We start from the raw sequence: 13,587 nt of genomic DNA on the forward strand, positions 1-13,587 counted from the left end.
GCAGATCCCAGCCGAATTGCCTGTGCGCCAACCACCCGGTAAAGTGCCGCTCCCCCCGTTTCGCCAGAGGTAGAACCATGAGCCAGTCCTTTGATATTGCCGTGATCGGCGCCACCGGTACTGTCGGCGAAACACTCGTGCAGATTCTCGAAGAACGCGACTTCCCTGTCGGCAATCTGCACCTGCTCGCCAGCAGCGAATCGGCCGGGCATTCGGTGCCGTTTCGCGGCAAGAACGTGCGGGTGCGGGAGGTCGATGAGTTCGACTTCAGTAAAGTCCAGCTGGTGTTCTTCGCGGCCGGCCCGGCGGTAACCCTGAGTTTCGCTTCGCGTGCCACGGCGGCCGGTTGCTCGCTAATCGACTTGTCCGGCGCCTTGCCGGCTGATCAGGCGCCACACGTCGTGCCTGAAGCCAACGCGCAGGTGCTGGTCGGTTTGAAAAAGCCGTTCCAGGTCAGCAGTCCAAGCCCTTCGGCCACCACACTGGCGGTAGTGCTGGCGCCGTTGCTCGGTTTGCTCGACCTGCAACGCATCAATTTGACCGCCAGTCTGGCCGTGTCTGCCCAGGGCCGCGAAGCCGTCACCGAGCTGGCACGGCAAACGGCCGAGCTGCTCAATGTGCGTCCGCTGGAGCCGACCTTCTTCGATCGGCAGATGGCCTTCAACCTGCTGGCGCAAGTGGGCAAGCCTGATGAGCAGGGTCACACGCTGCTGGAAAAACGCCTGGTACGCGAGCTGCGTCAGGTCATGGCGCTGCCTTTATTAAAGATTTCCGTCACTTGCATTCAAGCCCCGGTGTTTTTTGGCGATAGCTTTAACGTGACCTTGCAGTCATCGAGCGACATCGACCTGGGAAAAGTCAACGCCGCCCTGGAAGACGCGCCCGGTATCGAGCTGGTGGAAGCCGGCGATTACCCGACACCGGTAGGCGATGCGGTAGGGCAGGACGTGGTCTACGTTGGTCGGGTTCGCAGCGGGATCGACGACCTGTCGGAACTTAATTTGTGGCTGACGTCAGATAACGTACGCAAAGGTGCCGCGCTCAATGCTGTGCAGGTGGCTGAATTGTTGATAAAAGACCTGCTGTAAAAGATACTTGGCAACAATTTGTCGAATGAATCCAGCCGGGCGCTATGCTTGGCCGGACTGCTGAAGGCGGGCTCCCTCCGGGGCTTTGCGTGGCATGAATGAAATGATCGCGCGCGACGACTCTTCGCCGCCGCGCGCAATGCCTTACGGCAGCGACTATCAACACCTTCTCGCTGGCCGAGGAATGTTCAAACAAAGGATGAGGCTATGGTTCAAGTTCGCAAACTGGTGTTAGCAATAGCGGCCGCCTCGGCGCTGTCCTCCGGTATGGCGCATGCCCTCGGGCTTGGGGAATTGACCCTGAAGTCGACGCTGAACCAGCCCTTGGTGGCGGAAATCGAGTTGCTCGACGTCAAGGACCTCACCGCTGCCGAATTGGTGCCGAGCCTGGCTTCGCCCGAAGATTTCGCCAAGGCCGGTGTCGACCGCCAGGCGTTTCTCAATGACCTGACCTTTACCCCGGTGCTCAACGCCAGCGGTAAAAGCATCCTGCGTGTGACATCCAGCAAACCACTCTCCGAACCGATGGTGAAATTCCTGGTTCAGGTGATGTGGCCTAACGGTCGCCTGCTGCGCGATTACAGCGTGCTGCTCGATCCGTCCAAATTCTCTCCGCAAACCGCTGATGCGGCTGCGGCTGCGCAGCCTGCACCGACGCAAACCGTCACCGCACCGGTGACTGGTGGTACCAAACCAACCCAATACACCACCGCGCCGCGCGATACCCTGTGGGAAATCGCTGAGAAGGCGCGCAATGGCGGCTCGGTCCAGCAAACCATGCTGGCCATCCAGGCGTTGAACCCGGATGCCTTTATCGACGGCAACATCAACCGGTTGAAAGCCGGTCAGGTGCTGCGTCTGCCGGATCAGGCGCAGAGCACCAGCCTGCCGCAACCGAAAGCCATTGCTGTAGTCTCCGCGCAGAACACCGCGTGGCGTCAGGGTCGTCGTTACGTGGCGAAGCCCGGGGCCGGACAGCAGCAGCTCGATGCCACCAAGCGCGCTCGCGGCGAAGGCCCTTCGTCGCAAACGGCGACAGACAAGCTGAGCCTGGTTTCTGCCGAGTCCGGCAAGGCCGGTGGCAAAGGCGCTGCGGGTGACGCCAAGAACTTGAGCAACAAGCTGGCCGTGACCAAGGAAAGCCTCGACACGAGCCGTCGTGACAACGCTGAACTGAAAAGCCGCGTGACCGATCTGCAAAGTCAGATGGACAAGCTGCAACGCCTGATCGAGCTGAAGAACAATCAACTGGCCAAGTTGCAGGCTGAAGGCGCGGCGGATGCGCCGGCACCCGGTGCGACCGCTCCGGCCATGTCAGCCGAACTGGCGGCCAACCCGGCGGCAACAACGCCTGCGGACGCGGCTCCGGCTGCACCTGAGGCTGCTGCGCCCGAGGCCACTCCAGCTCCGGCCGAGAAGCCAGTTGAGCCGACGCCGGCAGCATCCGACGATCAGCAATTCAAAGAACTGCTGACCAATCCTTGGCTACTGGGTCTGGCGGGTGGTGGGGCAGTAGTGGCGCTGTTCCTGCTGTTGTTGCTGGCGCGTCGCCGCAAAGCCCAGCAAGAAGCCGAGAAGCATTTGCGCATGGCCCGTGACTTGGCCGAGGAGCAGGCGTTCTCCGCTGAACTCGACCTGCCAAAAGGCATCTTCGATGACCTGGAAGTGCCGCCGCCAAGCGTGAAGCTCGCTACCGCGCCAACCCCAACACCACCGCCTGCACCAGCCCCGGCGCCGGTAATTGCTCCGGTTGTGGTAACGCCGCCGATCGCCGCGCCACTGGTATCGCCTGCTGGCGAACGCGACGACGACGTACTGAGCAAGGCTCAGTCGCACATCGCTGCCGGTCGTCTGAATCAGGCGGCTGCCTTGCTGGAAGACGGGATCAAGCAAGAGCCGCAACGCAGTGACCTGCGGCTCAAACTGATGGAAGTCTACGGTCAGCAAGGCGACCGCGATGCATTCGTTGCCCAGGAACGCCAGTTGGTGGCCAACGGTGACAACTTTGCTCAGGTCGAAAAACTCAAGAGCCGCTTCCCGGCCATGGTCATTGCCGCAGCTGGTGGTATCGCAGCCGCTGCGATCGCTGCCGAACTGGACGCGCAATACGTCAAGGACCTGCTGCTGGACGAGCCTGAAGTGCCGGCACCGGCAGTGCCCGATGACTTCGAAAGTGCCTTCGATTTGAGCCTGGATGATCTGGAATCTGCCACTCCGGCAGTGGTTGCACCAGAGGCAGAAGCGGAGGCAGCGCCCGATGACTTCGACAGTGCCTTCGATTTGAGCCTGGATGATCTGGAAGCTGCCTCTCCGGCGGTGGTTGCACCAGAACCAGAGCCAGAGGCAAAGTCCGATGACCTCGACAGTGCTTTCGATTTAAGCCTGGATGATCTGGAAACTGCCTCTCCGGCAGTGGTTGCACCAGAAGCAGAAGCAGAGCCAGAGCCAGAGCCAGTGTCTGCGGCTGAGCTGGACGAGTTCCCGCTGGACGACGACCTGAGCTTCGAATCGGTGTTGCAGCAGCAGACCGACATCAAGGAAAACCTTGATGACCTGTCGGACTTCGATTTGGATATGGATCTTGGTGGGGATGCCTCTCCAGCGACCCTGGCCGAAGACGACTTCCTGTTGAGTCTGGATGAAGGCGTCAAGGACCTGGATCTACCTGTCGCTGAAGCGCCGGCTGTTCCCGAGATTGCGCTGGACGATCTGGAGCTGCCAGCCGATTTCGACCTGTCGCTGGCTGACGAAATGGACGCGCCAGACGCTCCGGACGCGTTTGCAGCCGAACTGGATGACGTCAACGCCGAGCTGGATCGTCTGTCCCAGAGTCTTGGCGAGCCGAGCTTTACGGCGGAAGACGCCATGGCCTCCGCAGCTGACGAGCCGGAATTCGATTTCCTTTCCGGCACTGACGAAGTCGCGACCAAACTCGATCTGGCCCAGGCCTACATCGACATGGGCGACGCCGACGGCGCCCGGGACATCCTCAATGAGGTGGTGACCGAGGGTGATGCAGGTCAGAAGAGCGAAGCGAAGGAGATGCTTTCGCGTCTGGCTTGATTGATCGGTAAGGCGTAAACAAAACGGCAGCCATTGAGGCTGCCGTTTTTGTTTCAGCGGGGATGCGATGGGGTCTGTCGGGCCGCTATCGCGAGCAAGCTCGCTCCCACATTGGATCGGCGTTGCTCAAACTATTTGTGTTCGACGCCAATCCCTGTGGGAGCGAGCTTGCTCGCGATGAGGGCATCACATTCAACGCAGTACCACCTGTTGCACTGGCGTCCCCGTCCGGCGGCCTTATAATGCCTGCCTTTGCGTACATCAGCAGGCTGTCACTCCTTGGCAAATATAGATAATCCGGCCGCCGAAATGGTGGCCGACGGCTTTTTTCGGATCGCGTTGGGCGTTGAATACAAAGGCTCACGCTATCGCGGCTGGCAGCGCCAGGCTTCCGGCGTACTCACCGTGCAGGAAACCCTCGAAAAGGCCTTGTCCAAAGTCGCCGACTCACCCGTGTCGCTGCTCTGCGCCGGGCGTACGGATGCCGGTGTGCATGCGTGCGGTCAGGTGGTGCATTTCGATACCCAGGTCGAGCGTTCGATGAAAGCCTGGGTCATGGGCGCCAATATCAATTTGCCTCACGACGTCAGTGTCAGCTGGGCCAAGGTCATGCCAGCGCATTTTCATGCGCGGTTCAAGGCGATTGCCCGGCGCTATCGCTACGTGATCTACAACGATCAGATCCGCCCGGCACACCTGAACGAAGAAATCACCTGGAACCACCGTCCGCTGGACGTCGAGCGCATGGCCGAGGCGGCGCAGTACCTGGTCGGCACTCACGACTTCAGCGCTTTCCGTGCTGGTCAGTGTCAGGCCAAGTCGCCGATCAAGGAACTGCATCACCTGCGCGTCACGCGCCACGGCAAGATGATCGTGCTGGACATCCGCGCCAGCGCTTTCCTGCACCACATGGTGCGCAACATTGCTGGCGTGCTGATGACCATCGGTGCCGGCGAGCGCCCGGTGGAGTGGATGAAAGAGGTGCTTGAGAGCCGAATTCGCCGTTCCGGCGGGGTGACGGCGCATCCGTACGGCCTGTACCTGGTGCAGGTCGAGTACCGCGACGAGTTCGAATTGCCCGAGCGTTACATCGGGCCGCACTTCCTGACCGGTTTCTCGGAACTTGACGGCTGACGCCCTCGAACGCTTTTGTTACCATCCGGGACTTTCTCGGATTTACCTTGGGGTTCTATCGACATGTCGGCCGTTCGCAGCAAGATTTGTGGGATTACCCGCATAGAAGATGCGTTGGCGGCGGTTGAGGCCGGGGCTGATGCGATCGGATTTGTGTTCTACGCCAAAAGCCCACGGGCCGTGACGTTTCAGCAGGCGCGCTCGATCATCAAGGCGTTGCCGCCGTTCGTGACCACCGTAGGGTTGTTCGTCAACGCCAGCCGCTGCGAGTTGGGAGAAATCCTCGACGCCGTGCCGCTGGACCTGTTGCAGTTCCATGGCGACGAAACCGCAGCCGAGTGCGAAGAATGGAATCGTCCGTACATCAAGGCGCTGCGGGTCAAGGCCGGTGACGATATCGCGGCTGCGTGCGATGCGTTTCCAAGTGCCAGCGGTATCCTGCTCGACGCCTACGTTGAAGGTGTACCCGGTGGAACCGGTGAAGCGTTTGACTGGTCTCTGATACCGCAAGGCTTGAGCAAACCGATCATCCTGGCGGGTGGCTTGACGCCGGACAACGTCGCCGAGGCGATTACAAGGGTTCGGCCTTATGCCGTGGACGTCAGCGGTGGGGTGGAGGCGAGCAAGGGCATCAAGGATCACGCAAAGATTCAGGCATTCATTAAAGCGGTACGCAGTAGCTGATGTGACGGCTGGCACACTGCCGCCGTCCACAGGCATGGCTGAGGGTTTTTGGGGTGTACGCAGGTCACGTTTAGCTGATCCGGCAACCCATCGATCATCGCCACACACATGAATTTAGCTCAAGGGCATACGCGGGGCTGCGAACCAGAGCGTTCGGGCCGCCGGTACTGGAGAAAGAAAGCATGAGCAACTGGTTAGTAGACAAACTGATCCCTTCGATCATGCGTTCCGAGGTCAAGAAGAGCTCGGTGCCTGAAGGTCTGTGGCACAAATGCCCGTCTTGCGAGGCTGTGCTGTATCGTCCGGAGCTGGAAAAGACCCTGGACGTTTGCCCCAAGTGCAACCACCACATGCGTATCGGCGCACGTGCCCGCATCGATATCTTCCTCGACGCTGAAGGCCGTGCCGAACTGGGCGCGGACCTTGAGCCGGTTGACCGTCTGAAGTTCCGCGACGGCAAGAAGTACAAGGATCGCCTGACCGCTGCCCAGAAGCAGACCGGCGAAAAAGACGCACTGATCTCCATGAGCGGCACGTTGCTGGGCATGCCGGTTGTGGTGTCGGCGTTCGAATTCTCCTTCATGGGTGGTTCGATGGGCGCCATCGTTGGTGAGCGTTTTGTTCGCGCTGCCAACTACGCGCTGGAAAACCGTTGCCCGATGATCTGCTTCGCTGCTTCCGGTGGTGCGCGGATGCAGGAAGCCCTGATCTCCCTGATGCAAATGGCCAAGACCTCTGCGGTGCTGGCGCGTCTGCGTGAAGAAGGCATTCCGTTCATCTCCGTCTTGACCGACCCGGTCTACGGTGGTGTTTCCGCCAGTCTGGCGATGCTCGGCGACGTGATCGTCGGTGAGCCGAAAGCCCTGATCGGCTTCGCTGGCCCGCGCGTCATTGAACAAACCGTGCGTGAAAAACTGCCGGAAGGCTTCCAGCGCAGCGAATTCCTGCTGGAACACGGTGCGATCGACATGATCATTCACCGTCAGGAACTGCGTCCGCGTCTGGGCAATCTGCTGGCACAAATGATGGGCCTGCCGACGCCGAAATTCGTCGCCGCGCCAATCGAGCCAATCGTGGTTCCACCGGTGCCCGCCAACATATGATCGAACGTACCCTTGGCGAGTGGCTCGCCTACCTTGAGCAGTTGCACCCTTCGGCCATCGACATGGGCCTGGAGCGCTCGCAACAGGTAGCGTCCCGCATGGGACTGGGCAAGCCGGCGCCTCGGGTGATCACAGTCACCGGCACCAACGGCAAAGGTTCTACCTGCGCATTCGTGGCTTCGTTGCTGCGGGCGCAGGGCCTGAACGTCGGTGTCTACAATTCTCCGCACCTGCTGCGTTACAACGAGCGGGTGCAGGTCAATGGCGTCGAAGCCACTGACGCCGAGCTGTGCGAAGCCTTTGCAGCGGTCGAGGCGGGCCGTGGCGACACATCCCTGACGTACTTCGAAATGGGCACCCTGGCAGCGTTCTGGCTGTTTCAACACGCCAGTCTCGATGCGGTGGTGCTGGAAGTCGGGCTGGGCGGGCGTCTGGACACGGTCAACGTGGTCGATGCCGATATGGCGCTGGTCACCAGCATCGGTGTCGATCACGCGGATTATCTGGGTGATACCCGTGAATCCGTAGCGTACGAAAAGGCCGGCATCTTCCGCCAGGGCGCGCCTGCGCTGTGTGGCGACCTGAATCCTCCACAACCTCTGCTGGATAAAGCGCGCGAGCTCAATTGCCCGTTTTTCCTGCGTGGGCGTGATTTCGATCTCGGCATCACCGATCACAACTGGCAATGGCGCGGTCTTGACGCTCAAGGGCGTGTGGTCGAGCTGCATGATCTGCCGTTGCTCGATCTGCCGATGGAAAACGCCGCGCTGGCGTTGCAGGCTTACCTGTTGCTCGGGTTGCCTTGGGTGGATGCACACATTGTTGCTGCGCTGAAAGCCACTCGCGTGGTCGGTCGCCTCGATCGCCGTCAGTTCAACTGGCAGGGCAAGCGCCTGAACCTGTTGCTGGACGTGGGGCATAACCCGCATGCGGCCGAGTACCTGGCTCGCCGTCTGGCCAGCCGTCCACCGGTCGGCAAGCGTCTGGCGGTGTTCGGACTGTTGGCGGACAAGGATCTGGATGGTGTTGTCGGTGAATTGAATGCTAGTGTCCAGCAATGGGCTGTTGCGCCGCTGGATTCACCGCGAGCGCGCCCGGTTGCCGATTTGCACGCAGCATTGCAGAACCTTGGCGCCTCGGTAACATCCTATGACAGCGTGGCCGCCGCCCTGGATGGGCAGTGCGCGCTGGCGACGAGCGACGACGAGATTCTGTTGTTCGGATCATTTTATTGTGTCGCCGAGGCCCTCGAATGGCTGGCCCGGCGCTCCACGGAGGAAGCGGCAAATGGCATTGCTGGATAAGGCATACAAACAGCGCATGGTTGGCGCCCTGGTTCTGGTGGCGCTGGCGGTGATTTTCCTGCCGATGCTGTTTTCCCGTCAGGATGAACAGCGTCAAGTGACGGTTGAAGCCCCGGCTGCGCCGCAAGCGCCTGCGGTGCCGCAAGTTCAGGTTGAACCGGTGGCAGTACCTGAGCCGCAAGCCCTGCCTCAGGAACCTGTGCCGAGTGATGATGAAATCGCTCAGCAAGAAGCACCGTCGACAGCGATTGCCCCGAGTGTGCCGGTGACGCCTGCGCCTGCCGCCAAACCGGTCGCTCCGGCTCCTGTTCCGGTCGTCAAGCCTACGACAGCACCTAGCCAGCCCATCACGGCTGCACCGGGCAAGCCGGACACGACTCAAAGCCGCGTCGATGCCAATGGCCTGTCGGTCAGTTGGTCGGTGCAACTGGCCAGCCTGTCGAGCCGTGCAAGTGCAGAAAGCCTGCAGAAATCCCTGCGCAGCCAAGGCTACAACGCCTACATTCGTACTGCCGACGGCAAGAATCGGGTGTTTGTCGGACCGCTGATCGAGCGTGCAGAAGCCGATCGTCTGCGTGACTTGTTGGGTCGTCAGCAGAACCTCAAGGGTTTTGTGGTGCGTTTCCAGCCTGAGCGTGGCTAACGAATCGTCAATTGGCTCTATGTAGCAGCTGCCGAGCCCGCGAGGCTGCGTCCGGCTGCGAAGCAGTCGTAAACCCTGCTTGCACGGTGTGCCGGATAGACCGAATTGCCTGATTTTACGGCTGCTGCGCAGCCGGACGCAGGCTTCGCCAGCTGCTACAGGGGCGAGTGCAGCTTCGATAGGGGCTAAAACTATCTCCCCGATTTGAAATGCACTGACAATCGCAGCTTACCGATAGCCATGCGCTCTGCTAAAATGCGCCGCCTTATCCGTCTGTAGGCTGCACTGTGCCATTTACCTGGGTTGACTGGGCGATCGTTGCAATCGTCGCCATCTCCGCATTGATCAGTCTGAGCCGCGGCTTCGTCAAAGAAGCACTGTCGCTGGTGACCTGGATCATCGCAGGAGTCGTCGCCTGGATGTTCGGTGGTTCATTGTCCGAGTACCTCGCCGGATACATCCAGACGCCGTCGGCCCGTGTGATCACGGGCTGTGCCATCATGTTTGTCGCCACGTTAATCGTAGGCGCAATGATCAATTATCTTATCGGCGAATTGGTTCGCGTCACCGGGCTGTCCGGGACCGATCGATTCCTCGGCATGGCCTTCGGCGCCGCGCGTGGCGTGTTGCTGGTGGTCGTGGCGGTCGGGCTGTTGAGCCTGGGGCCGGTACAGCAGGACGGGTGGTGGCAAGAGTCACAGCTCGTGCCAAAATTTCTATTGGTTGCAGACTGGTCCAAAAACCTGATTCTCGGGTGGAGCAGTCAGTGGCTTGCCAGCGGTATCAGCGTACCCGCTGATATACCGTTCAAGGAGCACCTCTTGCCGATGGCCAAAATGCCTCAGTGAGTTGTGTTCAGTTCAGATCCATTAAGTAGGGGTTGCGTCGCATGTGTGGCATCGTCGGTATCGTCGGTAAGTCGAACGTCAATCAGGCGCTGTATGACGCGCTAACCGTCCTCCAGCACCGCGGCCAGGACGCTGCCGGTATCGTGACCAGCCATGATGGCCGGTTATTCCTGCGCAAGGACAATGGCCTGGTACGTGACGTGTTTCATCAACGTCACATGCAGCGCCTGGTCGGCCACATGGGTATTGGCCATGTGCGTTACCCGACCGCGGGCAGTTCGACTTCGGCCGAAGCCCAACCGTTTTACGTCAACTCGCCTTACGGCATCACCCTGGCGCACAACGGTAACCTGACCAACGTTGAACAGTTGGCCAAGGAGATTTACGAATCTGACCTGCGCCACGTCAACACCAACTCCGATTCGGAAGTGCTGCTTAACGTGTTCGCTCACGAACTGGCCCAGCGCGGCAAGTTGCAGCCAACCGAAGAAGACGTGTTCGCCGCTGTTACTGACGTGCACAACCGTTGCGTCGGTGGTTACGCGGTCGTGGCGATGGTGACCGGTTACGGCATCGTCGGTTTCCGTGACCCGCACGGCATCCGCCCGATCGTCTTCGGTCAGCGTCACACCGACGAAGGCGTCGAGTACATGATCGCCTCCGAAAGCGTTTCCCTGGACGTGCTCGGTTTCACCCTGATTCGCGACCTGGCACCGGGCGAAGCGGTCTACATCACTGAAGACGGCAAGCTGCACACCCGTCAGTGTGCGACCAACCCGTCCCTGACCCCGTGCATCTTCGAACACGTCTACCTGGCGCGTCCGGACTCGATCATCGATGGCGTGTCGGTCTATAAGGCACGCCTGCGCATGGGCGAGAAACTCGCCGAGAAGATCCTGCGCGAGCGTCCAGAACACGACATCGACGTGGTCATCCCTATTCCGGACACCAGCCGCACCGCGGCCCTGGAGTTGGCGAACCACTTGGGCGTCAAGTTCCGCGAAGGTTTCGTGAAGAACCGCTACATCGGCCGGACCTTCATCATGCCGGGCCAGGCTGCACGGAAAAAATCCGTACGCCAGAAGCTCAACGCCATCGAGCTGGAGTTCCGCGGCAAAAACGTGATGCTGGTGGACGACTCCATCGTTCGCGGCACCACCTGCAAGCAGATCATTCAGATGGCCCGCGAAGCCGGCGCCAAAAACGTCTACTTCTGCTCCGCGGCACCGGCCGTTCGCTACCCGAACGTCTACGGTATCGACATGCCGAGCGCTCACGAGTTGATCGCGCACAATCGTTCGACCCAGGACGTGGCTGATCTGATCGGCGCTGACTGGTTGATCTATCAGGACTTGCCTGACTTGATCGAAGCGGTCGGTGGCGGCAAGATCAAGATCGAGAAGTTCGATTGCGCGGTGTTCGACGGCCAGTACGTCACCGGCGACGTCGACGAGGCTTACCTGAACAAGATCGAGCAGGCACGTAACGATGCCTCCAAGGTCAAGACGCAGGCAGTCAGTGCGATCATTGATCTGTATAACAACTGAGTAACTACCGGCCCTGAGGGGCCGGTTTTGTATCTACTAAAAGAGCAAGGCAAGGAGTGACAGCATGAGTCAGGATTGGGATGCCGGTCGGCTGGACAGCGACCTCGAAGGCGTAGCGTTCGATACCCTGGCCGTACGCGCCGGTCAGCACCGAACGCCGGAAGGCGAACACGGTGATCCGATGTTCTTCACTTCCAGCTACGTATTCCGTACCGCTGCCGATGCGGCGGCACGCTTTGCCGGTGAAGTGCCGGGCAACGTTTACTCGCGCTACACCAACCCGACCGTGCGCGCGTTCGAAGAGCGCATTGCCGCGCTGGAAAGCGCCGAACAAGCCGTGGCCACGGCCACCGGCATGGCCGCGATCATGGCGGTGGTGATGAGCCTGTGCAGCGCCGGCGATCACGTGCTGGTATCGCGCAGCGTATTCGGTTCGACCATCAGTCTGTTCGAGAAGTACTTCAAACGCTTCGGCATTGAAGTCGATTACGTGCCTCTGGCGGACTTGTCCGGTTGGGATGCGGCGATCAAGGCCAACACCAAACTGCTCTTCGTCGAATCGCCATCTAATCCTCTGGCCGAGCTGGTGGACATCGCCGAGTTGTCGAAAATCGCTCACGCCAAAGGCGCGATGCTGGTGGTCGACAACTGCTTCTGCACCCCTGCGTTGCAACAGCCGCTGAAGATGGGCGCGGACATCGTCGTGCACTCGGCGACCAAATTCATCGACGGCCAGGGCCGTTGCATGGGCGGTGTTGTGGCCGGTCGCAGCGAACAGATGAAAGAAGTCGTCGGTTTTCTGCGGACTGCCGGGCCGACCCTGAGCCCGTTCAATGCCTGGATCTTCCTCAAAGGCCTGGAAACCCTGAGCCTGCGCATGAAGGCGCACTGTGCCAATGCCCAGCAACTGGCCGAATGGCTGGAGCAGCAGGAAGGCATCGAGAAAGTCCATTACGCCGGTCTCAAAAGCCATCCGCAGCACGCGTTGGCCCTACGTCAGCAGAAAGGCTTTGGTGCGGTCGTGAGTTTCGAGGTCAAGGGCGGCAAAGAGGGCGCCTGGCGCTTTATCGATGCGACCCGTCTGATTTCCATCACCGCCAACCTCGGTGACAGCAAAACCACCATTACGCACCCAAGCACCACCTCTCACGGCCGTCTGGCGCCGCAAGAGCGTGAGGCAGCGGGCATTCGTGACAGCCTGATCCGCATCGCGGTCGGTCTGGAAGACGTGGCCGACCTGCAAGCCGATCTGGCGCGCGGGTTGGCTGCCTTGTGATCGAGTTGTCCACGCCAAGCACTGGCACCAATGGCCGCGTTGCACTGGTCACGGGTGCTGCGCGGGGTATTGGCCTGGGGATCTCGGCCTGGCTGATCAGCGAAGGCTGGCAGGTGGTGCTGACTGATCTTGATCGGGTGCGCGGTTCGAAAGTGGCGAAGGTGCTCGGCGACAACGCCTGGTTCATCGCCATGGACGTCTCGAACGAAGGGCAGGTGGCGTTGGGCGTCGCCGAGGTGCTGGGGCAGTTCGGGCGTCTGGATGCGCTGGTGTGCAACGCGGCGGTTGCCGATCCGCACAACATCACCCTTGAAAGTCTTGATCTGGCGTACTGGAATCGGGTGCTGGCGGTGAATCTCAGTGGGCCGATGCTGTTGGCCAAGCACTGTGCGCCGTACCTGCGCGCTCACAGCGGCGCAATCGTCAACCTGGCCTCGACCCGCGCCGGGCAGTCAGAACCCGACACCGAGGCTTATGCGGCGAGCAAGGGCGGCCTGTTGGCCCTGACTCATGCCTTGGCGATCAGCCTCGGACCGGAAATCCGCGTCAATGCAGTCAGCCCGGGTTGGATCGATGCGCGGGATCCCTCCGCACGTCGTGCCGAACCGCTGACCGATGCCGATCATGCCCAGCATCCGGCGGGCAGGGTAGGGACGGTCGAGGACGTAGCGGCGATGGTCGCCTGGCTGTTGTCGAAGAACGCCGGTTTTGTCACGGGCCAGGAGTTCGTGGTCGATGGCGGCATGACCAAGAAGATGATTTACAGCGAGTAATTCGAGCAGGGGCCGCGACAGCGGCGGCTTGAGGTTGCAGACGGCCGTTGGCAACGCTGCGGGAAATGACATGATTTTGTCTTTTTCAGAAAAACTTCAAGCGGGGTATTGACTTAGCATCGGT

11 protein-coding genes are annotated in these 13,587 nt (G+C 60.6%); all 11 read left to right on the forward strand.

Annotation, left to right across the window (positions count from 1 at the left end; all coding sequences use genetic code 11):
* Positions 1-77: 77 nt before the first annotated feature.
* The 11 genes from ACYZTZ_RS07260 to ACYZTZ_RS07310 all read left to right on the forward strand — a co-directional run bounded on the left by ACYZTZ_RS07260 (position 78) and on the right by ACYZTZ_RS07310 (position 13,463).
* A complete protein-coding gene (locus ACYZTZ_RS07260) occupies positions 78-1,088 on the forward strand; it encodes an aspartate-semialdehyde dehydrogenase (protein WP_461997661.1) in 1,011 nt (336 codons plus the stop codon).
* A 207-nt stretch (positions 1,089-1,295) separates the two neighbouring features.
* Positions 1,296-4,151, forward strand: a complete 2,856-nt coding sequence (locus ACYZTZ_RS07265) for a FimV/HubP family polar landmark protein (protein WP_461997662.1) — start codon at positions 1,296-1,298, stop codon at positions 4,149-4,151.
* A gap of 309 nt (positions 4,152-4,460) precedes the next feature.
* A complete protein-coding gene (truA, locus tag ACYZTZ_RS07270; protein ID WP_046047735.1) occupies positions 4,461-5,285 on the forward strand; it encodes a tRNA pseudouridine(38-40) synthase TruA in 825 nt (274 codons plus the stop codon).
* A 63-nt stretch (positions 5,286-5,348) separates the two neighbouring features.
* On the forward strand, positions 5,349-5,969 hold the full coding sequence (locus ACYZTZ_RS07275) for a phosphoribosylanthranilate isomerase (RefSeq protein ID WP_056744403.1): 621 nt from the start codon (positions 5,349-5,351) through the stop codon (positions 5,967-5,969).
* A 182-nt stretch (positions 5,970-6,151) separates the two neighbouring features.
* Complete coding sequence (accD, locus tag ACYZTZ_RS07280) at positions 6,152-7,072, forward strand: acetyl-CoA carboxylase, carboxyltransferase subunit beta (RefSeq protein WP_056744405.1); 921 nt, start codon at positions 6,152-6,154, stop codon at positions 7,070-7,072.
* The gene (gene folC, locus ACYZTZ_RS07285; protein WP_461997663.1) at positions 7,069-8,376 is read left to right on the forward strand and encodes a bifunctional tetrahydrofolate synthase/dihydrofolate synthase; all 1,308 of its coding nucleotides are present in this window, start codon (positions 7,069-7,071) and stop codon (positions 8,374-8,376) included. The genes accD and folC overlap by 4 nt, the downstream gene beginning before the upstream one ends.
* A complete protein-coding gene (locus tag ACYZTZ_RS07290; RefSeq protein WP_461997664.1) occupies positions 8,360-9,019 on the forward strand; it encodes an SPOR domain-containing protein in 660 nt (219 codons plus the stop codon). The genes folC and ACYZTZ_RS07290 overlap by 17 nt, the downstream gene beginning before the upstream one ends.
* A gap of 287 nt (positions 9,020-9,306) precedes the next feature.
* The gene (locus ACYZTZ_RS07295) at positions 9,307-9,867 is read left to right on the forward strand and encodes a CvpA family protein (protein ID WP_046047730.1); all 561 of its coding nucleotides are present in this window, start codon (positions 9,307-9,309) and stop codon (positions 9,865-9,867) included.
* Positions 9,868-9,908: 41 nt separating this feature from the next.
* Positions 9,909-11,414 carry an amidophosphoribosyltransferase gene (purF, locus tag ACYZTZ_RS07300; protein ID WP_010456022.1) on the forward strand — a complete coding sequence of 502 codons (1,506 nt, stop codon included), beginning with the start codon at positions 9,909-9,911 and terminating at the stop codon, positions 11,412-11,414.
* Positions 11,415-11,478: 64 nt separating this feature from the next.
* Positions 11,479-12,690, forward strand: a complete 1,212-nt coding sequence (locus tag ACYZTZ_RS07305; RefSeq protein ID WP_056744410.1) for an O-succinylhomoserine sulfhydrylase — start codon at positions 11,479-11,481, stop codon at positions 12,688-12,690.
* A complete protein-coding gene (locus tag ACYZTZ_RS07310; protein WP_415770108.1) occupies positions 12,687-13,463 on the forward strand; it encodes an SDR family oxidoreductase in 777 nt (258 codons plus the stop codon). The genes ACYZTZ_RS07305 and ACYZTZ_RS07310 overlap by 4 nt, the downstream gene beginning before the upstream one ends.
* The last annotated feature ends 124 nt before the right edge of the window (positions 13,464-13,587 follow it).

This window comes from Pseudomonas sp. LB3P58 (assembly GCF_054897895.1).